The sequence below is a fragment of the Rhizobium leguminosarum genome (assembly GCF_001679785.1).
GTDB classification, from domain to species: Bacteria; Pseudomonadota; Alphaproteobacteria; order Rhizobiales; family Rhizobiaceae; genus Rhizobium; species Rhizobium leguminosarum_R.
The window spans coordinates 190960-216439 of the sequence record NZ_CP016287.1; the positions used below are offsets into that span (position 1 = coordinate 190960).

The window sequence follows — 25480 nt, forward strand, 5'->3', positions numbered from 1 at the left end:
GGATGACCATGAACCAGTCGATCAACCCGCACGACCTTGGCGCTCATGCGGCCGCTGACGATCTCTTTACACCTGTCGATCCGGCGGCATTCAACGCCGTGTCTCCGCCGATCTTCCAGACGTCGCTCTTCACCTACGACAGTTATGAGGCGATGGAGGATGTTTTCGCCGGCCGCACGCGCAACTACATCTATTCGCGCGGCGACAATCCGACGGTCCGCGAATTCGAACTCCTGGTCGCCCGCCTCGAGGGCGCGGAGGATGGACGTGCCTTCTCGAGCGGAACGGCCGCCATTACATCGACAATTCTCAGTCTTGTTGAGGCGGGAGACCGGGTCGTTGCGGTCCGCCATCTCTACAACGATGTCTACCGCCTTCTGGTGAAGCTGCTCGCCAGGCTCGGTGTCGCGGTGGATTTCGTCGATCCCGCCGACCACGACGAGGTCCGCAAGGCGCTGTCGGGTGCCAAGCTGCTCTACCTTGAAAACCCCACATCCTTCGTCTTCGAGCTGCAGGACATTGCGGCGCTGTCGGCCATGGCAAAGGGGGCCGGCGTCACCACCATCATCGACAATTCCTGGGCAACGCCGCTCTTTCAGAAACCGATCCAGCATGGCGTCGATATCGTCATTCACGCCGCCTCGAAATATCTCGGCGGTCACAGCGATACGGTCGCCGGCGTCGTCGTCGGCTCGAAAGAGGCCATCGCCAGGATCAATTCAACGTCTTACCCCTATGTCGGTGCCAAACTGTCACCGTTCGAGGCCTGGCTGCTGCTGCGCGGCATGCGCACGTTGCGTGTCCGTCTCAAGGAGCATGAGCGCAGCGGGCTTTTGCTGGCCGGGCGGCTGAAGGAGCATTCTGCGATCGGACGCGTTCGTCACCCGGCATTCCAGGAGCATCCCGGAAGGGCGACGCTGACGGGTTATGCCGGGCTGTTTGCCTTCGACCTCAATCCCGATATCGATGTCGCACGCTTTGTGAATAGCCTTCGCGACATCCGTCTCGGTGTCAGCTGGGGGGGACCAGAAACGCTGGTGGTCCCCGCCAAGGTCGCGCTGCAGATCCCCGACCGGATGACTTCCTTCATCCGGTTCGGCGTGAGCGAGCAGACGGTTCGTTTCGCCGTTGGCCTGGAAGAGCCGGAACTGCTGTGGAGCGATTTGCAGCAGGCGCTGCACGCAGCGAAACGGTAGGCTCCTGCCGGTGCGCATGATCGGGGCGGGAAGCAGGTTCGGCGATCGCCAGATGGCAATGTTCCTCTGCCGCCTTGATCATGAAGTTGACGAGCGTCCTTGAGACGCCGAGTTCGGCTGCAATATCCTTCTGCGGCACGCCGTTGAGGCGATGGCGAATGAAGGCATCGTTGGTTCGCTTCGGCAGCGCCTCGAGCGAGGCAAGCACATTGCGCAGGGTCTCGGCAGCGACGAGCTGGTCGAGCACGGTGGGGATGGGAGCCGTGATCTCCTGAATCTGGTCGATCGACCTATGGTTGTTCATCTTCTGGCGTCGCCGGCGGCTCTCATCGAGTGCGAGATTGTAGACCATTCGGAAGGCGTAGCCGATCGGGCAACGAATATCGTCGGTCTTGACCCCATAGGCTTTAATGACTCCATCTTGAAAGATATCCTCGGAACATGACTTTGATTTGACAACGCTTTCAATCGTTTTAAGGAGCTTGTCCTTGTTTTCGATCATGGCATTGACCACGGCATTTCCGTTCACATCACGATGCAATGTGTGCATTGTCCTGTACCCTTTTTACAAATGGAAAATCAGGCGCTGTCGTTTCTGGCTGGTTCGGTCTTAGCCTTCCTTTTTCGAGGAAAGTACACGATTTGATTGCAGTGTCTATTTTAAGGTGATAACAGGAGTCAAGTTTAAATCGACCGATCGGAGGCGAGAAAAAATGGGAAAAACAATTGAGATCCTGACCGGCAAGGCAGAGCTCTGCCGATCGATCATGGGGGCTTTGCCGGACTGGTTTTCAGAACCTGAGGTCATCGATGCGAGCGCCCAGGCGATCGAAGACCTGCCGGTGTTCGGCTATGTCGAAGCGAATGTCGTGACCGCGTTGATCGCCTTGAAGCCGCACCCGCCCGACGCCGTCGAGATCGCGTTGATTGCGACACGACCGGAACATCACGGTCGCGGCGCCGGACGCCATCTCATCGATGCGGCCGAACGTTTCGGCCATGAATCGGGTGCCCGGCTGCTGACGGTCAAGACACTCGCCCCGCGCGGCCTCGACGAACCCCAGTTCGAGGCGACGCGGCGCTTCTATGACCGGAACGGCTTCGTTAGGGCCGAGGTCTTTGCAAAGCTCTGGCACGAGGACCATCCATGCCTGTTCATGGTCAAGCCACTCGCCGACGCCGAGGCAGGTGAGGCTGCGCTTTGAGACGACGAGACTTCTGTTTGGCGCATTCGCGATAACTGGTGCGCAGGGCACCCGTCTCTGCGCGCGGTAGACGATAGGAGCTAGTGGCGCCCCTCAGGCAGCGGGCAGGCTTCGCCGCAGCCGCCGACGCCCGGCAGGTTATAGCGCAGGCAGCAGACTTTCCGGCGCACGAATTCGAGCCCGCATTGCTGGCGCGCAATGCGGATCATGCCGAACATCGGGTTGCGCCCGCCGCCCGGCCATTGAGCTTCTTCCAGCAGCGCCAGGCCGCCTTCGGCGAAGACGGGCTCACGGCGATGAGCGATCTCTTTCAGAATCCAGGAGAGATAGGCCGCGACATTGTTCCAGAGAAGCTTCGGCGCAACGCCGGCGTTGACGGCGATCGCCGCGATGACGGGCCGGGCATGACCGAGCATCAGCCGGTGAAGCTCGCCGGCCGGGTCACTTGTCACCTCGGGCCTGCCGGACATCACGAATGCTTCCGGTTCGCCTGTCTGCTCGTTGCAGACGAGCGAAAGCCGATCGATCTCCATCCGCAGCGCGATCCGGTGCACGAACATGTGGACGCTGGGGGCAATCGTCAGCATGCTGAAATAGTAGAGCGTCCACATGGAGACGATCGCGCGGCGGTCGCTGCCCGGAAATTTTTGCGCATATCGGCCAATGATCTCGTCGAAGATCGCTCGGTCGCAAAGATCCCTGCAGGAAACGACGATGCCCGTCTGCGGGAGAGCGCTGAGCAGCTTGCCGCGGCAATAGGAGAACGGGCCGTCGCCCACCAGACCGTCGAGGTCGACGGCTTGGTGGGCGACAGGATAGTCAGCGATTAAGGTCGGGCGTTGGAAGACCCAGTTTGTCTCCATTGCAGTGCCTTACCACCGGTATTTCAGGGTTCCGGTCATGTTGCGGCCCTGGCCGAGATAGCAAAAGCCCTCTTCGCAAACTGTTTCGCGCTCATCGGCGATGTTGCGGATGGCGAAGGCTGCAGTCAGGCCCTCGTATTTCTTGTCGACTGCGCCGAAATCATAGGAGGCGGATGCATCGACGTAGAAAGTCGCAGGATTCTTCGAGGTATTGGCCACATCCGTCCAGGTCTCACCGATGTAGCGCACGCCCGCGCCAACCGACAGACCGTTGAAGGGATTGCTTTCCTGGAAAGTGTAGTTCGCCCAAAGGCTCGCAATATGGGTCGGGGTGATGGCCGGAGTATTTCCGACGTTGTTGCCCCCGGTCACTTCGGAGTCGTTGTAGGTGTAGGCCGCAACAATATCGAGACCGTCGGCGATCGCCGCGCGGGCTTCAAGCTCGATACCCTTTCCGGTCACCTCTCCCTGAGAATCGTAGGCAAATGTCAACGGATCAGCGAGCCTCGGCTTGTTCTGCTCGACGATGTGATAGGCGACGGCCGACAGCAGGATATCGGAGCCGGGAGGCTGGTACTTCACGCCGACTTCGTATTGCTCGCCCTTCGTCGGCGGAAGAATTGTGTTGGTGGCCGATCGGTTGGTGACCGGATCGAAGGAGGTCGCGTAGGAAACGAATGGCGCGATGCCGTTGTCGAAGAGGTAAAGCGCGCCGGCCTGTACGGAGAAGGCGTTCTTGTCGACCTCCTCCGAGCTGACCGTGGGCAATGTCGCATCTCGCGTCTGATTCACCCAGGTCTGCCGGCCGCCGAGGTTGAAGCGCCAATTTCCGACCTCGATTTGGTCCATGACGTAAATGCCCACCTGCCGCATGTCGGCATCGGAAGCCAAGACATTATAATCCGGCGTAGCGCCCGAGACTCCATAGGTCGGATTGGCGATATCGAAGTCGAATGCCGGATCGGCAGCTCCGGCGCCATAGCCAAAGCTCGACTGGAGATTGGAATAGTCGAGCCCGAACAGCATCGTATGCGCAAGCGGGCCTGTGTCGAATTTCGTCTCCAGTTGATTGTCGACCTGGAAAACGTTCATCTCGTCCCGGATCGCATTCGTGCCACGATGCGCGACTGTCCCGGTCCAGCTGGTAACGCCGAGGTAGCGAGCCTCCAGATCGAGGTGCGAATAGCGCAGGTTCTGCCGGAAGGTCAGGCCGTTGTCGAATTCATGCTCGAACTGATAGCCGACCTGCTGCTGCTTGACCTTCTGGTAGTCATAGTCGGGATCGCTCGCCCTGATATCGAGGATCCTGCCGTCCAAGGTCGTGATCGCGCCGACATTGGAGTCGGTCTCATCTGCCTGCGCCAAGCCGTAAACCGTGAAGGATGTGCCCTCGTCAGGCTTCCAGGTAAAGGACGGCGCTAGCAAATATCGGTTGTCGGCAATATCGAAATTGGTGTCGCCGCGGCGGGCGACGCCGACGATGCGATAGAGAAAATCCTCGTTGTCTTCGCTGATCGGCCCGCCGAAATCGAACATCCCCTGCACCCGATCTTCGGTGCCGTAGCTAATGCCGACTTCGCGGATCGGCTCCTCGGTCGGAAGCTTCGATATCTTGTTGACGAGGCCGCCCGGCGAACCAGAACCGTAAAGAACGGAAACCGGTCCCTTTATCACTTCGACCCGCTGCAACTGATAGGGTTCGGTGCGGAACATGCCGTAATTGATATAGGGCTGGCGCAATCCGTCGCGATAGTCACCGACCGTCGTGGCGTTGTAGCCGCGAATGTAGACCTGGTCGAAACGCGGATCGAAGCCGCTCGTTCCTGTCGTCACGCCAGCCGAATAGCGCACAGCCTCGATGATGCTCTGGGCGCCGCGCTGCTCGATTTCCTTCTCCGTCGTCACCGAGATCGAACGCGGCGTCTCGACGAGCGGCGTGCTGATCTTGGTTGCGCCAGCGCTGTTTTTGGCTGTCACCGACGTCCGGTCGGTCTTGCTATCAGAGGCTGCACCTTGAATGACGATCGGTTCCAGCGCGGTCGCGTTGGCATCTTCGGAAGCGGTCTGGGCGAAGGCCGGCGGCACCGCAACGCCAATCAGGAGGATCGCTGTCGTGGCAAATAGCGTCTCTCTGTAAATTGTTGGTAGATTATTAGAAACGTTCAAAAAAACATACGCCATTGCTTGGTCCCTACGTCACGGATGCGGGCGGAACCTATGGAGCGAAATTCGCCTTGTCAACATAAGATGATTATTTTAGTCACCTTTTAATCCATAAATTCCCGCACCCACATTCTCGAAGAGGTTGCACGTAGCATCGAGGCCTCGTAACTTTCTGTGCTAGGTGAAATGCCCAACGCAGGCGGTTCTGTCGTGCGAGGAAGGGCCTAACTGCGGACCGAGACGACTGTCAACCTACCGCTCTTGATGGGTCGAGCTGGCGATTGCGGCTCCGCAATCATCTGACGCTTTGTCGCTGCTATGTTGGTGCGTACCACGGGTTGATAACGTTAAGTCCTGCGGCTTCGAAGGGACTAGTGTCGCGGGTGGCGACAATAAATCCGTTCGCCGCGGCAGTTGCGGCGATATAGGCATCTGCTTTACCGATTGCCCGACCTGCTACGCGTGCTCGCGCCATCAATTCCGAATAGCTCTGTGACGCAGCCATGTCGAAGGATAGAACGCGCCCTGAAAATAGAGGCAGAACTTCCTGTTCTAGTCGATCGTAGAGGACGGTCTTTCGTCTTCCGCTAGGCATCGCGGCAATGCCGAACCGCAACTCAGCTACTGTAATCGCTGAAACGAACAGCGTTTCCACTGCTTGAGCATCGATCCACGCCAGCACCTGATAATCGGGTGTGGGCTTCCATGGCTCCGAGATGACGTTGGTATCGATCAGGATCATTCGAAACTCATAGGTTCCGCAGCTGCTTTGTCTCGGACGAGCTGCAGATTATCCACGTCGTTGTTGGAAAGCCCTGCCTCGCGGCCGATCGATGCTAGCAACGAGCCCAACATGACGCGCTCAGCTGGCCGTACCGCTGTTTCAAGGATGTCACGGATTTCTGCTTCTGTACTGCGGCCGTGATGAGCTGCTCTCACTCTTAAGGCACGATGTGTCTCGTCAGACAAATTGCGTATTGTAACTGCAGCCATCGATTGCACTCCCTTAACACTGATGGTTATGCTATCAATATATGGAGTGCGATATCACCTGGCAACTCTCGCGTGGTTTGAAATGGCGCTTTTGGAACTGCGACAAATTGCAGCCGTCATCCACCATCCATTTGCCGCTGAAGTGGCTCGCCGGATAGGTCGGCCGCCGGATTTGCGCAAAACCCTATCGCGCTCAGTTGAGCAACTGCCACTCCCATTACAGCCGCCGGTCAAGAGGCCCGTATTGTCCGGTCATAGATGCCGATGTCAGCGATGGGAGTGAGCAGCCATCGAGATGCACCACAACGCAGCGCAGACGGTCAAGATCCTGCTCAACGAGGGCTGGCTGGAAATCAGGTCACTCGGCTTTTTGGCGAACGCTCCTGGCCGCGGACTGCCAAGATCATCCGCGCGTGGATGGTTTGGGTTATCGTGCTCGACGTCCTGACGTTGGGCCTCAACGCGATCTTGCTTCCGACTGAAGCCGTCATGTCGATGCTCTGGCCTGCGTCCATCCTTCCCCGCGGCGCTTGTCGCCGCGATAGCCTTCCTGCGGCCGCGTGCTTTGTGGGTGCAGGGAGTTTTCCTGCTCTCTGCTGTTTTTCTCATCCTCCTGTCGGTCGCCTTGGTGGGCGTTAATACGGGTGGCGAGTTTTATGAGCGGCATTTGACCATCATGCTTTTTGTGGCCGTCACTGCCATTATCATATTTCCCATTCCACTCGGTTGGGCGATGGCGATCGGTGCATCTGCCCTCGCTATCTACCTTGTGTTTCAACTGCGCAATCCAGACATTGAAGCGGGAACTGCTCTGGCCGGGACGCTGTTTTTCGCCAGCGGTGTGGCTGCAACCGTCGTCGCTCGACGCACCGCCACCATCTTCGCTCAGAAGACCTTCTTGCTCGAGTTACGAGATCGGAGTCGCCTCGCGGAGCTTACCGACGCCAACTCGCAGCTGGAATTGCTGGCAAGGACCGACCCGCTGACGGGTGTCGCCAACCGGCGTTCGATGATGGAAACGCTAAATCACTTCTGGAACAAGGACCTGAAACGAACGAGCGGCGCGGCGATGCTGATGTGCGATGTCGACGACTTCAAGCATCTCAACGATAATCTCGGACATGCCGAAGGCGACCGCTGCCTGGGGAAAGTTGCCGGCATCATTCAGAGCAGCATGAGAGACGAGCGGGACCAGGTCGCCCGGTATGGAGGCGAAGAATTTCTCGTCTTTCTCCCAGGCTCCGATCAACAAGAGGCCGGGGTGATCGCTGAGAGAATTCGCAGCCGAGTAGAAGCTGCGTCTCTTCCAAACCCTACCTCCCGCGTCGTTCCCTATGTCACTGTCAGCATTGGAGTGGCCACGATGATACAAGACAGTGAGCTTGTGTCAGCAGAGCACATGCAACGCCAAGCGGATGCGGCGCTCTACCTTGCCAAAAAGACCGGCCGCAACCGTGTGGTGGTCCATGCCCTAAAGGTCGACCAGTCCTCACACTAAAGCCGTTCGGCTATCGTGGTGTCCAAGAACGGCTGCCTTAAAAGGCCGCAAGCTGGGTCCTGTGTTGGCCCTCTCTCAGCCTGACCATTTGACAGATATCCTACAAGTCGATATGTAACATGCGTCTTATCGGCGATGCGGGAAAGTGACCGGCCATGACATTGAAATCGATGAAGCCGCTGACGCGCGCGCCGCTGTTGCATGTCTCCGTGCAGGAAAGTCTTCGCGCCTATATCGATGACAATGGCCTTGCGCCCGGAACCTTGCTTCCGGCGGAAGGAGAGCTTGCCACCCAGCTCGGTGTCAGCCGCAATTCGCTGAGGGAAGGCATCAAGGCGTTGGAATCGCTCGGCGTGCTGGAGACTCGGCGCGGTGTCGGTATCTTCGTGAAGGCCTTTTCCTTCGAGCCGCTTCTCGACAACCTCGCTTACGGCCTCGGCGGCGCCCTGCGGCAGATCGAGGAGGTCCTCGAAATCCGGCGTACGCTGGAAGTGGGATTGATCGGCAAAACGATCGACGTGATCGGCGAGGAGGATATCGCCGAGCTGCGCGCCACGGTCAATCGGATGCGCGCCCATGCCGAGCGGGGCGAAACCTTTGCGGAAGACGATCAGCTGTTCCACCGGCTGCTGTTTCGCTGCCAGGACAATGAAACGCTGGTGCGGCTGATCGATGTCTTCTGGCTCGCCTTCTACAAGGCGTCGGATTTCGTCAATCTTGAAAATGCCGATCCGATGGCGACGTGGCGCGACCATGCCGCAATCGTCGATGCGATCGAGGCAAAAGATCTGGAGGAGGCGCGCAGACGCCTGGATCGTCACTACGAGGGCATTGCCCGGGTGATTGCCAACAACAAGACAAGTTCAAACGTGGGAGGAACACATGAAAAGACTGTCTAGACTATCCGTTATTGCGCTTGGCGCCCTGCTGTCGACGGCTGCCGTTCCGGCTCTTGTCGTTTCGGGCGTTGCGACCCAGGCTCAGGCAGCCACGCTATCGGGCGGCTTCGATGTCGGCCCTGGAGGCTTCCAGGGCAACTTCAATCCGCTCGCCGCGACCGCCGGCTTCACCTGGCTCAGCGTCTACTACGAACCGCTGATCGCCTATGACGAAAAGCTGCAGAAGGTCGTCGGCGCGCTGGCAAGCTCGTATGAGGTCAGCCCGGACCAGATGACCTACACGTTCAAGCTGGCGGACGCCACATGGCATGACGGCAAACCGTTCACTGCCAAGGATGCGAAGTTCACCATGGGCCTTGCTATGGATGCGAAAACCGGCTCGGTGCTCGCTGCCCGGCTGAAAGGCATATCGTCCGTCGAGACACCGGACGATGACACTGTTGTCATTAAGCTCAGCGCGCCGAGCAGCAGTTTTCCCGACACGATGACCAAGGTGATGATGCTGCCCGAGCATGCGCTCTCCTCGATTCCGGCCGACCAGCTGGCGAAGAACGCCTGGTGGTCCACAGCTCCGATCGGCACCGGTCCGTTCAAATTCACCAAATACGTCTCGGATCAGTATGTCGAACTTGCCGCAAACACCGATTATCGCGGTGGCAAACCCGCACTGGAGCGCGTCATCAATCGCTATTTCGCCAACCCGGCCGCAGCAATCGCTGCGCTGAGATCCGGCGAAATTCAGTTCACCTATGTCGATTCCAATGACGTGCCGACCTTCAAGGACAACAAGGACTTCCAGGTCATCGAAGGCAACTCTTTCGTCGTCAACTATCTCGGCTTCAACCACGATTCCTCGCTCTGGAAGGATGTGCGCGTCCGCCAGGCGGTGATGTACGCGATCAATCGCGATGCCATCATCCAGAGCCTTTATGGTGGTGCGGCCAAGCCCGCTAATTGCGCTTATGTCGCCGAACAGCTGATACCCCCTGATATCGACAGCTATGCCTATGATCCCGAGAAGGCCAAGCAGCTTTTGACGGAAGCCGGCTGGGACCAGATCAATGGCAGCAAGCCGATCACCCTTCTGACTTATTACACCACGCCGCTGGCAACCAACGTGCTTGCCGCAGTCCAGGCAATGCTTGCCCAGGTCGGCATCAACATCGTCCCGCGCGCCGTGGATGCCCCGACCTATAACAGCATCGTGCTCAATGCGACGCCGGATATTGCCCAGTTCCAGTTGGTTTATGCCGGGCTGCAGAATGGGCCGGATGCCGGAAGCATCAATGTCGGCCTCAACGAGAAGCAGATCCCTCCGGCCGGACCGAATGTCGCCAGGGTTCGCATGCCTGACCTCACCAAGGCGCTCGATAGTGCCTTGGCCGAGCCTGATAGCGCCAAGCGGGATGCCGCCTACCAGGACGTCTGCAAGGTGATGAACACGAACCTACCCTGGGCGACGCTCTGGGTGGCAAACCGCTACGGCATCGTCTCGACCAAGGTGAAGGATTTCGTCTGGACGCCGGCGCCGGGCGGCGGCCCCTACCAGGCCAACCCGCAAAAATGGTCGATCGCCGAATAGGCGTTTTCCGGGAAAGCTTGAGGTGGCTTCGGCCACCTCACAACGGCCCGGCAAGACGGCCCGGCACACGGATTGACGATGCTACAATACAGTCTCAGACGCCTGATCATAGGATTAGGCATGCTCGTCGCCCTCAGCATGCTGATCTTCCTGCTGCTGCGCCTGACACCCGGCGATCCGATCGATGCCTATATCGATCCGAACCTGCCGATGTCGCCGTCAGACCTTGCCGATCTGCGCCGAAGCCTCGGGCTCGATCAGCCCTTGCCCGTGCAGTATTTGGGCTGGCTGCAGCAGGCGCTAACCGGCAATCTCGGCTATTCGATCAAGCGTCTCGATCAGCCGGTTCTGGGCCTGGTGCTGTCGCGGATCGGCCCGACAGTACTCTTGATGGGCACCGCACTTGTCTTCGCCATCGTCGCAGGCATCACCTTCGGGGTGATCGGCGCCGTTCGCCGCAATTCGATTGCCGATCTCTCCTTGTCGGTGGTTGCACTTGCAGGGATTTCCAGTCCGGCCTTCCTCAGCGCGCTGATCGGCCTTTATATCTTCTCCGTCCGTCTGCACTGGATGCCATCAGGCGGCATGCTGACGCCGGGCGAGGAATTCTCGGTGGGTGATCTCCTCCATCACCTCATCCTGCCGGCGGCACTCCTGTCTGTCGCGCAAGCCGCATTGATCATGCGTTACATGCGCGCTTCGCTGCTCGAAGTCCTGAACCAGGATTACGTGCGCACGGCCCGCGCCAAGGGCGTTCGCGAGTTCTGGGTCATCACCAAGCATGCCTTGCGCAATGCCCTTCTTCCGATCGTCACGCTGATCGGCTCCACCATCGGGCTTGCAATCGGCGGCGCCATCTTCATCGAGAGCGTCTTCAACTGGCCGGGCATGGGTCTGTTGCTCGTCGATGCCGTGCAGACCCGCGATTACCCCGTCATCATGGGAGCAACGCTCGTCATCGGCACCTGCGTCATCGTCGTCAATCTTCTGACCGACATCACCTATGCGGTCGTCGACCCGCGCATCAAGGTGGGCTGATCATGCTGGCACGCTCTTCCGAACGCCGGAGCCCAGGCCCGCTGGCCCGCGCCTTCAGCCGGTTTCTGCTCAACCGCGCAGCCGTTGCCGGCGTCTGCATTGCCATTCCAATGCTGCTGCTGATCCTCTCCTATCCGCTATGGTGGGCTTTCCGGCCGAACGACATCGATCTTCTGGCCATGAATAGCGGCCCGACGGCAACGCACTGGTTCGGAGCCGACGGCGTTGGACGCGACGTCTTCGCCCGCGTGCTCGAAGGCGGCCGCATTTCGCTGCTGGTCGCCGTCGCATCGACCGCGATTTCCGCGGTCATCGGGTTTCTTTTCGGGGCAATCTCGGCGCTTGCAGGACGCTGGACGGACGCCGTCTCGATGCGCTTCGTCGATCTGGTGATGACCCTGCCGCCCGTCATCTTCCTGCTTGTGCTCGCCTCGATTGCCGGCACCGGCATCTGGCCGACGGTGCTGGTCATCTCGCTGCTCTCCTGGCCGCTGCTTGCCCGCATGATCCGCTCGCGGCTGCTGGAATTGCGTGAACGGGACTTCGTCATGGCCGCCCGCGGCATGGGCGCCGGCATCGGACATCTGCTGTTTCGCCACGGCCTGCCGAACTCGATCGATATCCTCGTGGTCTATGCAACGCTGCAGATCGCCAATGCCATCCTGCTCGAGGCGGGGCTGTCCTTTCTCGGTCTAGGCATCGCCCCGCCGGCGGCAAGCTGGGGCAACATGCTGAATGCGGCCCGCTCAACCGCCGTGCTCGAACAATATCCTTGGCAATGGCTCTTCCCCGGCGCCGCGCTGATCCTTGCCGTCCTGGCAATCAACTTCATTGGCGATGGCCTCAGAGATGCCTTCGACCCGCGTGCCGAACTGAATTGACAATCGAAAGAAGCGAAAATGACCAAATTCAAGGGTGTCGTCCCCCCCGTCGTAACACCGCTCAATCCGGATCTCACCGTCGACTACGCCTCCTATACACGCGTGCTCGAGCATCTGATCGGTGCCGGCTGCCATGGCGTATTCGTACTCGGCTCGACCAGCGAGGTGATATTCCATGACGAGAAGACCCGGCGGGAAATCATCGAACATTCGGCCAGGGTGGTGAATGGCCGGGTGCCGCTGATCGTCGGCGTCATCGATCCGACCACGGATCGCGTCATCGCCCATGCGAAGGTCGCAAAGGCCACCGGCGCCGATGCGGTCGTGGTGACGGCGCCATTCTATACGGTCACCAGCCAGTCCGAGATCCTCGACCACTTCCGTTATATCCGCGACGCGGTGGAAATTCCGCTGGTCGCCTACGACATTCCCGTCTGCGTTCACGTCAAGCTGCAGCGCCAGACCGTGGTCACGCTTGCCAGGGAAGGCGCCATTATCGGCCTCAAGGATTCCAGCGGCGACGACGGCAACTTCCGCTATGCGCTCCTCGATCTTGCCGAACAAAAAGACGTCTTCCTGATGACCGGCTCCGAGATCTCCGTCGACACCGCCCTGCTGATGGGCGCTCATGGCGTTGTCCCCGGTATCGCCAATGTCGATCCGCACGGCTATGTCCGCCTTTGGGATGCTGCCCAGCGCGGCGACTGGATCGCCGCGAAGAAGGAGCAGGAGCGACTCTGCCGTCTCTTCGAAATCGTTTGGGTCGCGCAGGGCCGCGTCAGTGGCGGCGCGGCGGGTATCGGCGCCTTCAAGACCGCCATGCGTAGCCTCGGCATCATCGATTCCGCCGTCATGCCGCGGCCGCGTGCCTCCCTCAACGAAGCCGAAACCGCGCGGATCGATGAGATCCTGCGTGCAACCGGTCTGCTGAACTGAGCCAGCTGATGGAACAGATCGCCGAACCCGTGCTCGACATCAGAGGATTGCGAACGATCTTTCGCATCCGCGGCGGCGAGATCACGGCGGTCAACAATATCGACTTGACCGTTGCCGCCGGCGAGACGCTTGCGCTCGTCGGCGAATCCGGCTCGGGAAAGTCGGTCACCAGCCTGTCGGTCATGCGGCTGCTCACCCGCAACATCGGCGTGATCGCCGCAGGCAGCATCCGCCTTGCGACGAGCGACGGCATGGTCAGAGATCTCGTCTCCCTCGACGAAGAGAGCATGCGCAGGATCAGGGGCGACGACATCGGCATGATATTCCAGGAGCCGATGTCGAGCCTCAATCCCGTCTTCACCGTCGGCGACCAGATTGGCGAACCGATCCGCATCCATCGCGGCGCCGATCGCAAGGCGGCGATGAACGCAGCCGTCGCGTTGCTTGAAAGCGTCGGCATACCGGACGCTCGACGCCGCGCCGGCCAATATCCGCACGAACTCTCGGGCGGCATGCGGCAGCGAGCGACGATCGCCATGGCGCTCGCCTGCGATCCGGCGCTGCTGATCGCCGACGAGCCGACCACGGCGCTCGACGTGACGATCCAGGCGCAGATTCTCGACCTGCTCCTCAAACTGCAGCGCGAGCGCGGCATGGCCATGCTCTTTGTCACCCACAATCTCGGCGTCGTCGCCGAAATCGCCCATCGCGTGGCTGTGATGTATGCTGGCCGGATCGTCGAAGAAGGGCCGGTCGGCGAGGTTTTCCGCAATCCCAAGCACCCTTACACGATGGGCCTTCTCGCCTCCATGCCGCGCCTTGGCGATGCCGCGCGGATGAAGCTAGTCGGCGAAAAGCTTGCGGCCATTCCCGGCATGGTACCGAGCCTGATGAACATGCCGAGCGGCTGCGCCTTTTCCCCGCGCTGCAAATTCGCGATCGATGCCTGTCGCGCTGCCGTTCCCGCGCTCGAACAGGTCAATCCGCAGCACCGCAGCCGCTGCATCAGATGGCAGGAGATCTAGATGAGCGCACCGCTGCTCTCCGTCCGCGACCTTTCGAAACATTATACCTCCCGCGGTACGCGGCTGAACATCCTCCAGGGCATCTCCTTCGATATCGGCAAGGGTGAAGTCGTCGGGCTTGTCGGCGAATCCGGCAGCGGAAAGACCACGATCGGGCGTTCCGTCCTTCGCCTCGTCGAACCGTCTTCCGGCAGCGTCCGTTTCGACGGGACGGAACTCACAGCACTTTCCGCCTCGGCGCTCAGACGGCAACGGCCGCGCATGCAGTATATTTTCCAGGACCCCTTCGCCAGCCTGTCGCCGCGTATGACCATCGGCGAGATCCTGACGGAAGGCCTGAAGATCCAGGGGATCGGCACCGCCCGTGACAGGCTCGAACGGGCGCAGTCGGCCTTGGCAAAGGTCGACCTGCCCGCCGATGCGATCAATCGATATGCCCATGAATTTTCGGGTGGCCAGCGCCAGCGCATCGGCATTGCCCGTGCGCTGACCTTGTCGCCAGAATTCATCGTCGCCGACGAGCCGGTCTCGGCGCTCGACGTGTCTATCCAGGCGCAGGTGATCAACCTGCTGCGCGACCTGCAGCAGCAGCTTGGCCTGACTATGCTGTTCATCTCGCATGACCTTGCAGTTGTCGAATATATCTGCGACCGGGTGATCGTGCTCTATCTCGGCCGCATCATGGAAATCGCGCCGAGTGCCGATCTCTATGCGAGACCGCAGCATCCCTATACGCGCGCGCTTCTCTCGGCGATTCCGTCGCCTGATCCGGATGCCCGCCGTAACAGGCAGATCCTGAAAGGCGATATTCCCAGTCCGGCCAATCCGCCGAGCGGATGTGTTTTTCGCACGCGCTGTCCGAGCGCGCTCGATGCCTGCGCCGGCGCCGTTCCGCAATTGCGGGAAATTGCTCCCGGTCACTTCAAGGCCTGCATCCGCGACGACCTCAACTGATCCGTCATCCATCGGAGAAACAAGAGATGAACGCAACGACGCCGCGCCCCGCCATCGGCGGAAATTGGGCGAGCCTGCTTCTGCCGATCGCAGCCGATGACAGCATCGAATTCGACAAGCTCCGCGAAGAGATCGACATCCTCATCGATGCCGGCGTCGATGGTATCTATTCGAACGGTACTGCCGGCGAATTCCACAATCAGACCGAAGCGGAGTTTGACAGGATCCAGGCAATGCTGGCCGAACGCTGCAAGGCATCCTCAACGCCATTCGTCATCGGCGCCTGCCAGCCCGACCCGCTGATCATGCTCAATCGCGTCCGCCGCGCCGCCGCGTTCGATCCCCGCGCCATTCAGGTCATATTGCCGGACTGGTGGCCGCTCACCGATGCCGAAGCGGTCGACTTCCTGAAACGAGCGGCCGAGGCTGCCGACGGAATTCCGCTCATCCTCTACAACCCGCCGCATGCAAAACGCGTGCTGGCGCCAAAGGAGCTCGGCATGGTCTGCGCAGCAGCGCCTGAGGTGATCGGCATCAAGCTCGCCGATGGCGACGCCTCCTGGTATGCCGAGGCACGCCGGCATCTGTCCGGGCTTTCGCTCTTCGTCCCCGGCCATCATCTCGCAACCGGCATCAAGGAAGGTGTGGCAGCAGGCTCCTTTTCCAACGTTGCCTGCCTTAGTCCCCGCGGTGCTCAGGCCTGGACGGTCTCGATGCGAAACGAGATCGACGCCGCACTCGATCTGGAGCGACGCATCTGCACGTTTATGGACGCGCATATCGGCCCGTTTCGGCAGGAATTTGGCTATTCGAACGCCGCTCTCGACAAGCTTTTGAGTGCGATCGGCAATTGGGGACCCGTGGGCACCCGTTTGCGGTTTCCCTATCGTTCGATAGACGCGGCAGAAGCGGTCAGGCTGCGCCGCATCGCAGGCTCCGAACTCCCCGAACTCTTCCCCTGAGTTGCTCAAAGGACGGGCTTGGCACGAAACAACCTGCGTTGGCTCGCCTTGATGGGCGTCGACCGAAGAGACCAGGTCCGATATGGCGCAGAACGAAAAGCTCTACCATCCCAGCCGAGCCGATATCTTGCTGGAGGCCTCCTTCAGCAGAACGATGAAGCGGTCGACATCGCTTTTTTGCGTGCGGAAGGCCGGGGCGCCGACATTCACCGCGGCGATCACGGATCCGTCGAATGCCAGAACCGGCACTGAGACGGAGACGAGTTGCTCGCTGACTTCACCATAGCTCACACAAAATCCCTGGCGGCGGATTTTATCCAATTCAGCAACCAGCTTGCCACGATCCGTAATCGTGCGCTTGGTCAGCCGCGGCAAAGTCTCGGGGATCATTTGCAACTGCACCTGGGGGTGGAGATAGGCGAGAAGCACCTTGTACGAGCCGGCCGTGAGCGGCCGCCTTCGACCGATCATCGCCTGCACCCGCAAGTCGCGCATCGGTTCGAACTTTGCAATGCACAGGGATTCCCCATTGTCGATGATCCTGAGCTGGGTCGTTTCGTTCGCCTTCTGGCCGACTTCTTCAAGAATAGGATTGGCTATTCGCACCAGATCAACCTGTGTTGAGGCAGCGGTCCCGAGAATGATCGCAGTCGTCCCCAGCCGGTAAGTGCTTGTATCGCTCTTCCGCACCACGCCGCGCCGTTCCAGTGTGCGTAACATGCGCAAAATTCTCGGCTTGGTTTCCCCGAGGTTCTGCGCCACCTCGGTCAGTCTGATATCCGGGTTTTTAGCGACATTCAGCAATACGTCGATGCAGACATCAACAGATTGCACAATATCGCTTTTTGATGGTTGTCTTTTGTCCATGGGACCAGAATTTTCTCCGCGACCAAGGCTGAAGGATTGGCTTAGTTTCAAGTTACGCCTAGCGTAACGCGCTTGTTTTCCGTTTGACAGCCCCCTTGAGGCCCCCTTACCAATTTGTGTCAAGAGCGGACGGGAACCTGCTCGTACCGACCAGCAAGGTCGGCCCAAAAACGCTAAACCGGGATGGAAGAAATGGCCGCAAAAATATTGACGCGGGCAGCGATCGGGCTGCTCGGAACGATTGCTATTCCTGCAATGGTCGTCGCACAGGAAACCCCGCTGACGATCGGGATGTCGACTACGCCGACGACGCTGGATCCTCATGAAGACAGTTCGGCGCCAAACAATGCGACCTCGCGCCATATCTGGGACAGCCTCATAAACCTCACGGGAACGTCGGCAAATGCGCCGGAACTCGCCACCGAATGGAAAGTCGTCGACCCTACCCACTGGGAATTCAAGCTGCGGAAGGGCGTGAAATTCCATGACGGCAGCGAGTTTAACGCCGATGACGTCATCGCTTCGCTTCTGCGTGCCCGCGACAAACCCAGCCAGAGCTTTGCTTCCTACACCCGCAATATTGTCAATGTCTCGGCCACCGATCCCTATACCATCGTCGTCGAGACAAAGGTTCCGGATCCGATCCTGCTGAATTCCGTCAGCCGAATTCGCATTGTCAGCGCCGATTGCAAGGAGGCACCGGTCCAGGATTTCGACAACGGCAAGTGTGCAATCGGAACCGGGGCCTATTCCTTCGTCTCCTATTCGCCAGGCAGCAACCTGACCTTGAAGCGCAATGACGGCTATTTCGCTGGCCCCTCGCACTGGTCGAACGTTTCGCTGCGCTTCCTGCCCGATGACGGCGCCCGTCTGGCATCGCTTCTTTCCAACGAGATCGACATTGTCGAAACTCTTCCTGCCGATGGAATGGCACGCGTCGAAGCGAGCGATAATCTGCAAGTCATCAATGGCCTGTCGTCCCGCTTCGTTTATCTTGGCCTCGATGTCAGCCGCGATGTTTCGCCTTTCGTGAAGGCTGCGGACGGCTCCGATCTCGACAAAAACCCGCTCAAGGATGAACGGGTGCGTCGCGCAATGCTGATGTCGATCAACCGGCCGGCAATCGTCGACCGCGTCATGCAGAAGAATGGCACGGTGGCCGATCAATTCGTCGTCCAAGGCTATGCAGGCTATTCCGAAAAAGTCGAGAAGGTGGGCTATGATCCTGCTGCAGCCAAGGCGCTTCTGGCTGAGGCCGGTTATCCGGATGGCTTCAGCCTGACCCTGCATGGCCCCTCTGGCCGTTACGTCAAGGATGCCGAAGTTCTGCAGGCGGTCGGCCAGATGTTTACGCGCATCGGCATCAAATCGAAAGTCGAGGTCCTGCCCTGGTCGATGTATTCGGAAGCCTATTCCAAGGGCACCTACAGCACCTATTTCGGCTCCTGGGGTGTGAACACCGGCGAAACCACCAACCCGACTGTTGCGCTCGTCGCCACGCGCGACGAGAAAAAGGGGACCGGCAGATATAATGGCGGCGGCGTGTCCGATCCGAAGATCGACGAGGTGCTGGCCAAGGCCAGTTCGACGCTCGATGAAGCTGCACGCGCGCCCCTTCTCGAGGAACTGTCGACCGAGACCTTCAACAACCTCTGGCTCCTCCCAATGCATTACGAAAACGTCGTGCTGGGTGCAAAGAAGACCGTGTCCTACACCCCGCGCGGCGACAAATATACGCTCGCTTACGATGTGAAGCCGGTGGATTAATGCATGGCGCCCAAAAGCGCGCAGCAGTTTTGGGCACCAGGCATCCAGTAAAGACTTGAAGTGCGTCGCATGGATCCATTCGATGCGACGCGGTTTAAGAACAGCAGCATGGGGCTGCACCAGGGCCGTCCCTTTCTTCATCTCCCAGGAGACATTCATGCAGGAACTTGGAACGGGCGAAGCCGTCGCCCGGGCGAAGGCCATCTATGACTATGGCCAGACGGCCATCTTCGCCTCTCAGGCCGATCCCCGCCTCCATATAGTGCTTTATGTGCCGCCGACGGCGGCAGACGGCCGCAAGCTCGACCTCCTGGTCGCGGTCCACGGCACCGGGCGCACGTCGGCAATCGACTTCCGCGACGGTTTTGCCGAATTCGGGCTCTACAACGACTGCGCCATCCTTTGCCCGATCTTCCCGGTTGGCGTTCTCGGCGATGGCGCCCGTTCCGGCTACAAGTTTCTTGAGGAGGGCGACATCCGCTACGATGAGGTCGTCCTCGCCATGGTCGCGGAGATGGCCGACAAATACCGCCAGGACTGGTCCAAATTCGCCATGTTCGGCTTCTCCGGCGGCGGGCATTTCGTGCATCGTTTCACCATCCTGCATCCGGAAAAGCTCTGGGCTGCATCGATCGGCGCACCTGGTTCCGTCACCCTTCTGGATCCGACGCGTGACTGGTGGGTCGGCATTCGGGATCTGGAAGCGCGCTTCGGCAAGTCCTTCCGGCCCGAAGATCTCGCCAAGGTGCCGGTGCACATGATCGTCGGGGACGCCGATCTGGAGACCTGGGAAATCACCCACAAGCCGGGCGGCAAATATTATATGGATGGCGCAAACGACGCCGGCAAAACGCGGCCCGAACGCCTTGCTGCCCTAGCGAGCTCATTCCGCAAAGCGGGTGTCGACGTGACGTTCGATCGTGTTCCGGGCGTCTCCCACGACCGGATGAAAGTTCTCGGTCACGTCAAGGCCTTCCTGGCAAAGGTGCTCGAGGAGCGGCGCGCGAAATGAGAAATGCAACGATCGTGGCGCCTCAGCCGGAGGCAGTCGAAGCCGGCGCGGAAGTTCTCGAACGCGGCGGCAATGCCGTCGACGCAGCACTCGCCTGTGCTTTCGTCCAGGGCGTGGTCGACCCGCAGATGGCCGGCATCGGCGGCTTCGGCTCCATGCATGTCTACATGCCGAAAAAGGGCGTGCACGAGATCCTCGAATTTTATGCGCGCGCGCCGTTGAAGGCCGCGCCGGACATGTGGCTCGACAAGATCAAGCACCAAAGCCGCGATGGCTTCGGCTATGTGCTTGAAGGCAATATTTCCGATATCGGCTACCTTGCTGTCTGCACCCCCGGCTCGCTCAAAGGTTATGAGGCTGCGCTGCGCGACTACGGCACCTTCGATTGGGCCGATCTCATCAAGCCGGCTATCCGCCTTGCCCGCAACGGTTTCATGATCCGAAACCACATGCACTGGTATTGGGCAAAGGACCAGTCGAATGACGGTTTTGCCAACACGCTCGACAAGCTGCGCTTTTCTGAAACGGGCCGGAAAGTCTATTTCCACGACGACGGCACGCTCAAGAACGTCGGCGATCTGCTCGTCAACAAGGATTTGGCAGAAACCCTCGAACGCATCGCGCGAAGCGGCGGCTCGGACATCTTCTATCACGGCGAACTGGCCGAACAGATCGCCGGCGATTTCAAGGCAAATGGCGGCTTGATCGATGGGGAGGATCTGGCGCGTTACGAATTGTCGAAGGTAGAGCCCGTTTGGGGCGACTACCGCGACAACCGCATCGCCACCTCACCTCCGCCAGGCTCGGGCTTCCCGATGCTGGAACTCCTGCATATCATGGAGCAGTTCGACGTCGGCTCGCTGCAGCATGGCAGCGCCGAACATGTGCGCATCCTGTTCGAAGCCATGAAGCGGATGACGATCGACAAGGACGCGCATATGGGCGATCCCGCCTATGTCGACGTACCCTATGCAAAGCTGCTGTCGAAAGAGCATGCAAAGGCGCATGCCGGCGCGATCAAGGCGGGTGAGATCGCCAGTGTTTCGCGTCTTGATGGCTCGCAGCGCGACACCACCCATATCTCGGTGATCGACAAGGACGGCAATGCCGTCGCGATGACCCATACCCTCGGCAGTCCCTCGGGCGCGATCACCGATGGCCTCGGCTTCATGTACAATGGCACGATGAGCCGCTTTAATCCGCTTCCGGGCAAGCCCGGCTCCATCGCGCCCGGCAAGCGGCGTCCCAGCTCGGCGGCACCGACGATCGTCTTCAAGGGCGACGAGCCCAGCATCGTCATCGGAGCGCCAGGCGGCAGCTATATCGCGCCGGCCGTTGCGCAATGCCTGATGAACATGATCGATTTCGACATGTCCGTGCTCGAAGCCGTCTCGGCGCCAAGGATTGTAGGGGTGTCAAACACGATCGACATCTGCAACCGCATTCGACACTCTGTCGAAGACGAGCTGCGGGCGCAGGGCTATCAAGTGGCGCGGTCGCCGCAGACATATGCGTTCGCCGCAGTCCACGCGATCAAGATTGACGGCGGCATCTCGAAAGGCGCGGCCGATCCACAGCGCGATGGGATGGCGATCTCCGTCGGCTAAAGCATGTCGCGCAAAAGTGCGAAGCGGCTTTGCGACAACGACATGCGTAAAAACAAAGACGTCGATTCAAAATGTTACAGCGTCCTTTGCGGTTCTCGAAAAAGACGCGCGGCGCTGTAGGGAGAGGCTCAAATGGTCACATCCATTATCAGGCGGTTGATACAAGCGCTGTTCGTCATTGTCGCGATGACGATCATTGTCTTCATCGGCGTCAATGTGATCGGCAATCCGGTCGACATCCTGATCAACCCGGACGCCAATCAGGCGGAGCGGGCACTCGTTATCGCGCATTACGGTCTGGATCAGCCGCTGTGGAAACAATATCTGCTGTTTCTCCAAGGGCTTCTGCACGGGGATTTCGGCAACAGCTTCGTTTATGGCCGGCCGGCGCTCGGTCTGATCCTCGAACGTCTCCCGGCAACGCTCGAACTGGCGATCACGGCTCTCGGCATCGCGCTGCTGTTCGGCCTGCCGCTTGGACTATATGCCGGGCTCTACCCCAATCGGATTTCCTCCAAGCTGATCATGAGCGGCTCGATTCTAGGCTTCTCGCTTCCGACCTTCTGGGTCGGCCTCATGCTGATCATGGTATTTTCCGTCGAGCTCGGCTGGTTGCCGACGAATGGCCGCGGCCCAACGCGGGAGCTGCTTGGCGCACAATGGTCGTTTCTGACCGGGGACGGCATCCGGCATCTTCTATTGCCGGCCTTCAACCTGGCTCTGTTCAAGACGTCGCTCATTCTTCGGCTGACCCGCGCCGGCGTGCAGGAGGTCCTTCCCCAAGACTATGTGAAGTTTGCCCGCGCCAAGGGATTGCGAGAGCGGCGGATCATTTCCGTGCACGTTCTCAAGAACCTGATGATCCCGGTGGTGACCATCATCGGTCTCGAGTTCGGCTCACTGATCGCCTTTTCGGTCGTCACCGAAAGCATCTTTGCGTGGCCGGGCATGGGCAAGCTCATCATCGACTCGATCAACCTTCTCGATCGCCCCGTCATCGTCGCCTACCTGATGATGATGGTGCTGCTCTTCGTCGTTCTCAACTTCATCATCGATATCTGTTATACCCTTCTGGATCCGCGGGTCCGGCTGGAAGGAAAGGCTTGACCCCATGGCCGAACCACAAACGCAAGACACAAGCGCTCCAACGCCCGAACCCAGTCGTCTGTCGAAAGGGATCGCGGATTTCTTCAGCTCTCCGGCAGCCGCGATCGCCTTCCTCACGCTGGTGATCATCTGTAGCCTGGCGCTCTTCGCGCCATGGATCTCTCCGCAAAATCCCTATGATTTGATGCAGCTCGACATCATGGATGGACGACTGCCGCCGGGGTCCGAATCCATGACCGGGCTTGTCTACCACCTCGGTACCGACAGCCAGGGCCGCGATATCCTGTCAGGCATCCTCTATGGCCTGCGCACCTCTTTGCTGGTGGGCATTCTGTCGGCTTTCGCCGCTGCCATCATCGGAACCTCAGCCGGACTGTTCGCCGCTTACATGGGAGGGCGCACGGAAACCGCGATGATGCGGCTCGTTGACCTGCAGCTGTCGTTTCCCACCATCTTGATGGCGCTCATGATGCTCGCCGTGCTCGGCAAGGGCGTGCCCAATGTCGTGATCGCACTGATCATCGCCGAGTGGGCGACCTATGCCCGAACGGTCCGCGGCACCGCTCTGGTCGAGCGCGAGAAGGAATATATCGAGGCGGCCCGGATGCTGCGCCTGCCTGGATGGCGCATCCTCTTCAGGCACCTGCTGCCGAACTGTCTTGCGCCGGTCATCGTCATCGCCACCATGCAGATCGCCCGGGCAATCGGTCTGGAAGCAACCTTGTCCTTCCTCGGCCTCGGTGCATCTGTGACCGAACCCTCGCTCGGCATGCTGATCTCGACGGGCTACCAGTATCTTCTGACGGGCCTCTACTGGATCAGCTTCTTTCCCGGCATTGCCCTTCTGGTCACGATCGCGGCGATCAATCTCGTCGGCGACCGGCTGCGCGATGTCCTCAACCCGAGGAACATGTCATGACCCCATTGCTGCAAGTGAGCAATCTCGTCACAGAATTCGGCAGCGGCAGGGGCCGCCCCAGCCTTTGCGCCGTCAATGATGTGTCGTTCACGGTGGAGCGCGGCAAGGTCCTTGGTCTTGTGGGAGAATCCGGATCCGGAAAGTCGGTGACCGGCTTCTCGATCATGCGGCTCCTCGATAAGCCCGGCCGGGTTGTCGGCGGCAGGGTCATCTTCGACGGCGCCGACATCGCGAAATATTCGGATGAAGAGATGCGGCAGCTGCGCGGCAAGCGGATCGCCATGGTATTCCAGGATCCGATGATGACGCTCAATCCGGTCCTGACGGTCGGGACGCAGATGGTGGAAGCCGTCCAGGCACACGAGCGAGTCTCGAAGGATGCCGCCCGGCAGCGGGCGCGGGATGCTTTGGCGCTGGTCGGAATACCAAGCCCTGAAGAAAGACTTGCCGCCTATCCGCATCAGTTTTCCGGCGGAATGCGCCAGCGCGTGGCGATTGCCATCGCGCTTCTTCACAAGCCGGACCTTATCATCGCCGATGAACCGACAACAGCGCTGGATGTGACGATCCAGAGCCAGATCATTTCCGAATTCCAGAAGCTCACCGAAGAGGGAAATACGGCGGTGATCTGGATCACCCACGATCTGGCGATCGTTTCACGATTGGCCGACGAGATCGCCGTCATGTATGCCGGCCGCCTCGTCGAGACCGGACCGGTGGGCAAGGTTCTGACCGATCCTCACCATCCCTACACCGCCGGCCTGATCGCGTCGGTGCCTTCGCAAAACAGACGCGGAGAACCCCTTCACCAGATCCGCGGCATGACGCCGGCCATCAACCGGCTCCCACAGGGGTGCAGTTTTCGTACGCGCTGTGATCGGGCAACCGACGGCTGTCTGGTCATGCCGGCGCTCGTGCCGGAAGGCGATCGCTCGTTCCGCTGCATTCATCCCGTAACGAAAGAGGTAGCATGATGACGGCGACCGCCGCGCCCCTGATCGAAGCGAGGAACGTGTCGCAGCGCTTCGGAGCCAAGCCCGATCTCGCCGCCAAGATCGCGCTCAAGCTCAAACTGGCCAAACCGGCGCCTGTCGTTCACGCGCTTGATAATGTCAGCCTCAGCATTCGGCCCGGAGAGGTTGTCGGCCTCGTCGGTGAAAGCGGCTGCGGGAAGTCGACGCTCGGCCGCGCCATTGCAGGGATCACCTCGCCGAGCCAGGGCCAGATTCTCTGGAAGGGAATGGATCGAAGCGCCATGTCGAAAGGCGAGCAGCATCAGTTTGGTCTCGCCAGCCAGATGATTTTCCAGAATCCGATGGCGGCTCTCAATCCGCGCATGACCGTCGAGGAGCTTATCTGGGAGGCGCCTCGAACACATGGGCTTGCCCGCTCGACGGAACGCGACGCCTATGTCGACAGATATTTGATGCTGGCCGGTTTCGACCCGGCCATGAAAAAGCGGTACCCGCACCAGTTTTCCGGTGGCCAGCGGCAACGCGTCAATATTGCGCGTGCGCTTGCCGTCCAGCCGAAATTCCTCGTCTGTGACGAAAGCGTCGCCGCACTCGACGTTTCCATCCAGGCCCAGGTCATCAACCTGTTCATGGAACTTCGTGACAAGCTCGACCTGACCTATTTGTTCGTCAGCCATGATCTCGGCGTCGTGGAACATATTTCCGACCGCGTTGCGATCATGTATCTCGGTCGCATCGTCGAAGAGGCGCCCGTCGAGGAGGTTTTCAGGCGGCCCAATCATCCTTATACGAAGGCGCTCTTGGCCGAGGTGCCGCGCATCGAACCCGGCAAGCGACAGTTCAAGCCCGTCGATGGCGAACTGCCCAGCCCGATAAACCCGCCGAAAGGCTGTCACTTCCATCCGCGATGCCCGTTTGCGATGGACCGCTGTCATGTGGAAGTGCCGGTGAAAAAGGAGATTGCACCGGGGCACTTGTCGGCTTGCCACCTCAACGATGAATGATCTCAAGCGATAGGATCGCTGATTGCTT

The 25480-nt window shown here is 59.9% G+C and carries 23 protein-coding genes and 1 pseudogene; 18 read left to right on the forward strand and 6 right to left on the reverse strand.

Annotated elements, in window-relative coordinates; translation table 11 throughout:
• Positions 1 to 8: 8 nt before the first annotated feature.
• Positions 9 to 1196: a PLP-dependent transferase gene (locus BA011_RS25315; RefSeq protein ID WP_065283511.1), complete on the forward strand. Its 1188-nt coding sequence runs from the start codon at positions 9 to 11 to the stop codon at positions 1194 to 1196.
• On the opposite strand, the gene BA011_RS25320 is transcribed toward BA011_RS25315, so the two are convergent.
• On the reverse strand, positions 1087 to 1746 hold the full coding sequence (locus tag BA011_RS25320; RefSeq protein ID WP_065282794.1) for a sigma-70 family RNA polymerase sigma factor: 660 nt from the start codon (positions 1744 to 1746) through the stop codon (positions 1087 to 1089). The genes BA011_RS25315 and BA011_RS25320 overlap by 110 nt on opposite strands.
• Positions 1747 to 1909: 163 nt before the next feature.
• Between BA011_RS25320 and BA011_RS25325 the strand changes: the two genes are divergently transcribed.
• The gene (locus BA011_RS25325) at positions 1910 to 2401 is read left to right on the forward strand and encodes a GNAT family N-acetyltransferase (protein WP_065282795.1); all 492 of its coding nucleotides are present in this window, start codon (positions 1910 to 1912) and stop codon (positions 2399 to 2401) included.
• A gap of 80 nt (positions 2402 to 2481) precedes the next feature.
• Here the strand turns inward: BA011_RS25325 and fhuF are convergent, their stop codons facing one another.
• The 4 genes from fhuF to BA011_RS25345 form a co-directional block, all read right to left on the reverse strand.
• Positions 2482 to 3264 carry a siderophore-iron reductase FhuF gene (gene fhuF, locus BA011_RS25330; RefSeq protein WP_065282796.1) on the reverse strand — a complete coding sequence of 261 codons (783 nt, stop codon included), beginning with the start codon at positions 3262 to 3264 and terminating at the stop codon, positions 2482 to 2484.
• A gap of 9 nt (positions 3265 to 3273) precedes the next feature.
• A complete protein-coding gene (locus tag BA011_RS25335) occupies positions 3274 to 5445 on the reverse strand; it encodes a TonB-dependent siderophore receptor (protein WP_065282797.1) in 2172 nt (723 codons plus the stop codon).
• 298 nt (positions 5446 to 5743) lie between these two features.
• Positions 5744 to 6169 (reverse strand): type II toxin-antitoxin system VapC family toxin, encoded by a 426-nt coding sequence (locus BA011_RS25340; RefSeq protein WP_065282798.1) that lies wholly within the window; start codon positions 6167 to 6169, stop codon positions 5744 to 5746.
• Positions 6166 to 6420 carry a FitA-like ribbon-helix-helix domain-containing protein gene (locus tag BA011_RS25345; protein ID WP_065282799.1) on the reverse strand — a complete coding sequence of 85 codons (255 nt, stop codon included), beginning with the start codon at positions 6418 to 6420 and terminating at the stop codon, positions 6166 to 6168. Before BA011_RS25345 ends, BA011_RS25340 begins: the two co-directional genes overlap by 4 nt.
• Before the next feature lie 258 nt (positions 6421 to 6678).
• On the opposite strand from BA011_RS25345, the pseudogene BA011_RS25350 reads away from it, so the two are divergent.
• The 9 genes and pseudogenes from BA011_RS25350 (at position 6679) to BA011_RS25390 (ending at position 16195) form a co-directional block, all read left to right on the forward strand.
• Positions 6679 to 7918: pseudogene (locus BA011_RS25350) on the forward strand (GGDEF domain-containing protein).
• A 155-nt stretch (positions 7919 to 8073) separates the two neighbouring features.
• A complete protein-coding gene (locus BA011_RS25355; RefSeq protein ID WP_003550551.1) occupies positions 8074 to 8817 on the forward strand; it encodes a FadR/GntR family transcriptional regulator in 744 nt (247 codons plus the stop codon).
• Positions 8801 to 10399, forward strand: coding sequence for an ABC transporter substrate-binding protein (locus BA011_RS25360; protein ID WP_065282800.1), 1599 nt, complete (start codon positions 8801 to 8803; stop codon positions 10397 to 10399). The genes BA011_RS25355 and BA011_RS25360 overlap by 17 nt, the downstream gene beginning before the upstream one ends.
• A 78-nt stretch (positions 10400 to 10477) precedes the next feature.
• A complete protein-coding gene (locus tag BA011_RS25365; protein ID WP_065283512.1) occupies positions 10478 to 11437 on the forward strand; it encodes an ABC transporter permease in 960 nt (319 codons plus the stop codon).
• 2 nt (positions 11438 to 11439) lie between these two features.
• Positions 11440 to 12318, forward strand: coding sequence for an ABC transporter permease (locus BA011_RS25370; protein WP_065282801.1), 879 nt, complete (start codon positions 11440 to 11442; stop codon positions 12316 to 12318).
• Positions 12319 to 12336: 18 nt separating this feature from the next.
• Positions 12337 to 13254, forward strand: a complete 918-nt coding sequence (locus BA011_RS25375) for a dihydrodipicolinate synthase family protein (protein WP_065282802.1) — start codon at positions 12337 to 12339, stop codon at positions 13252 to 13254.
• A gap of 8 nt (positions 13255 to 13262) precedes the next feature.
• Positions 13263 to 14279, forward strand: coding sequence for an ABC transporter ATP-binding protein (locus tag BA011_RS25380; protein ID WP_065282803.1), 1017 nt, complete (start codon positions 13263 to 13265; stop codon positions 14277 to 14279).
• Positions 14280 to 15233 carry an ABC transporter ATP-binding protein gene (locus BA011_RS25385; protein WP_065282804.1) on the forward strand — a complete coding sequence of 318 codons (954 nt, stop codon included), beginning with the start codon at positions 14280 to 14282 and terminating at the stop codon, positions 15231 to 15233.
• A 26-nt stretch (positions 15234 to 15259) separates the two neighbouring features.
• Positions 15260 to 16195, forward strand: coding sequence for a dihydrodipicolinate synthase family protein (locus tag BA011_RS25390; RefSeq protein WP_065282805.1), 936 nt, complete (start codon positions 15260 to 15262; stop codon positions 16193 to 16195).
• A 102-nt stretch (positions 16196 to 16297) separates the two neighbouring features.
• Here the strand turns inward: BA011_RS25390 and BA011_RS25395 are convergent, their stop codons facing one another.
• Complete coding sequence (locus tag BA011_RS25395; RefSeq protein ID WP_065282806.1) at positions 16298 to 17062, reverse strand: IclR family transcriptional regulator; 765 nt, start codon at positions 17060 to 17062, stop codon at positions 16298 to 16300.
• Positions 17063 to 17254: 192 nt separating this feature from the next.
• On the opposite strand from BA011_RS25395, the gene BA011_RS25400 reads away from it, so the two are divergent.
• The 7 genes from BA011_RS25400 (at position 17255) to BA011_RS25430 (ending at position 25452) form a co-directional block, all read left to right on the forward strand.
• Positions 17255 to 18829, forward strand: coding sequence for an ABC transporter substrate-binding protein (locus BA011_RS25400; protein WP_065282807.1), 1575 nt, complete (start codon positions 17255 to 17257; stop codon positions 18827 to 18829).
• Positions 18830 to 18986: 157 nt separating this feature from the next.
• On the forward strand, positions 18987 to 19841 hold the full coding sequence (locus BA011_RS25405) for a hydrolase (protein ID WP_065282808.1): 855 nt from the start codon (positions 18987 to 18989) through the stop codon (positions 19839 to 19841).
• Positions 19838 to 21448, forward strand: coding sequence for a gamma-glutamyltransferase (gene ggt / locus BA011_RS25410; protein WP_065282809.1), 1611 nt, complete (start codon positions 19838 to 19840; stop codon positions 21446 to 21448). Before BA011_RS25405 ends, ggt begins: the two co-directional genes overlap by 4 nt.
• Before the next feature lie 132 nt (positions 21449 to 21580).
• Positions 21581 to 22555 (forward strand): ABC transporter permease, encoded by a 975-nt coding sequence (locus tag BA011_RS25415; RefSeq protein ID WP_065282810.1) that lies wholly within the window; start codon positions 21581 to 21583, stop codon positions 22553 to 22555.
• A gap of 4 nt (positions 22556 to 22559) precedes the next feature.
• Positions 22560 to 23474, forward strand: a complete 915-nt coding sequence (locus BA011_RS25420) for an ABC transporter permease (protein WP_065282811.1) — start codon at positions 22560 to 22562, stop codon at positions 23472 to 23474.
• Positions 23471 to 24448 (forward strand): ABC transporter ATP-binding protein, encoded by a 978-nt coding sequence (locus BA011_RS25425; RefSeq protein WP_065282812.1) that lies wholly within the window; start codon positions 23471 to 23473, stop codon positions 24446 to 24448. The genes BA011_RS25420 and BA011_RS25425 overlap by 4 nt, the downstream gene beginning before the upstream one ends.
• On the forward strand, positions 24448 to 25452 hold the full coding sequence (locus tag BA011_RS25430) for an ABC transporter ATP-binding protein (protein WP_065283513.1): 1005 nt from the start codon (positions 24448 to 24450) through the stop codon (positions 25450 to 25452). The genes BA011_RS25425 and BA011_RS25430 overlap by 1 nt, the downstream gene beginning before the upstream one ends.
• Positions 25453 to 25480 lie beyond the last annotated feature (28 nt).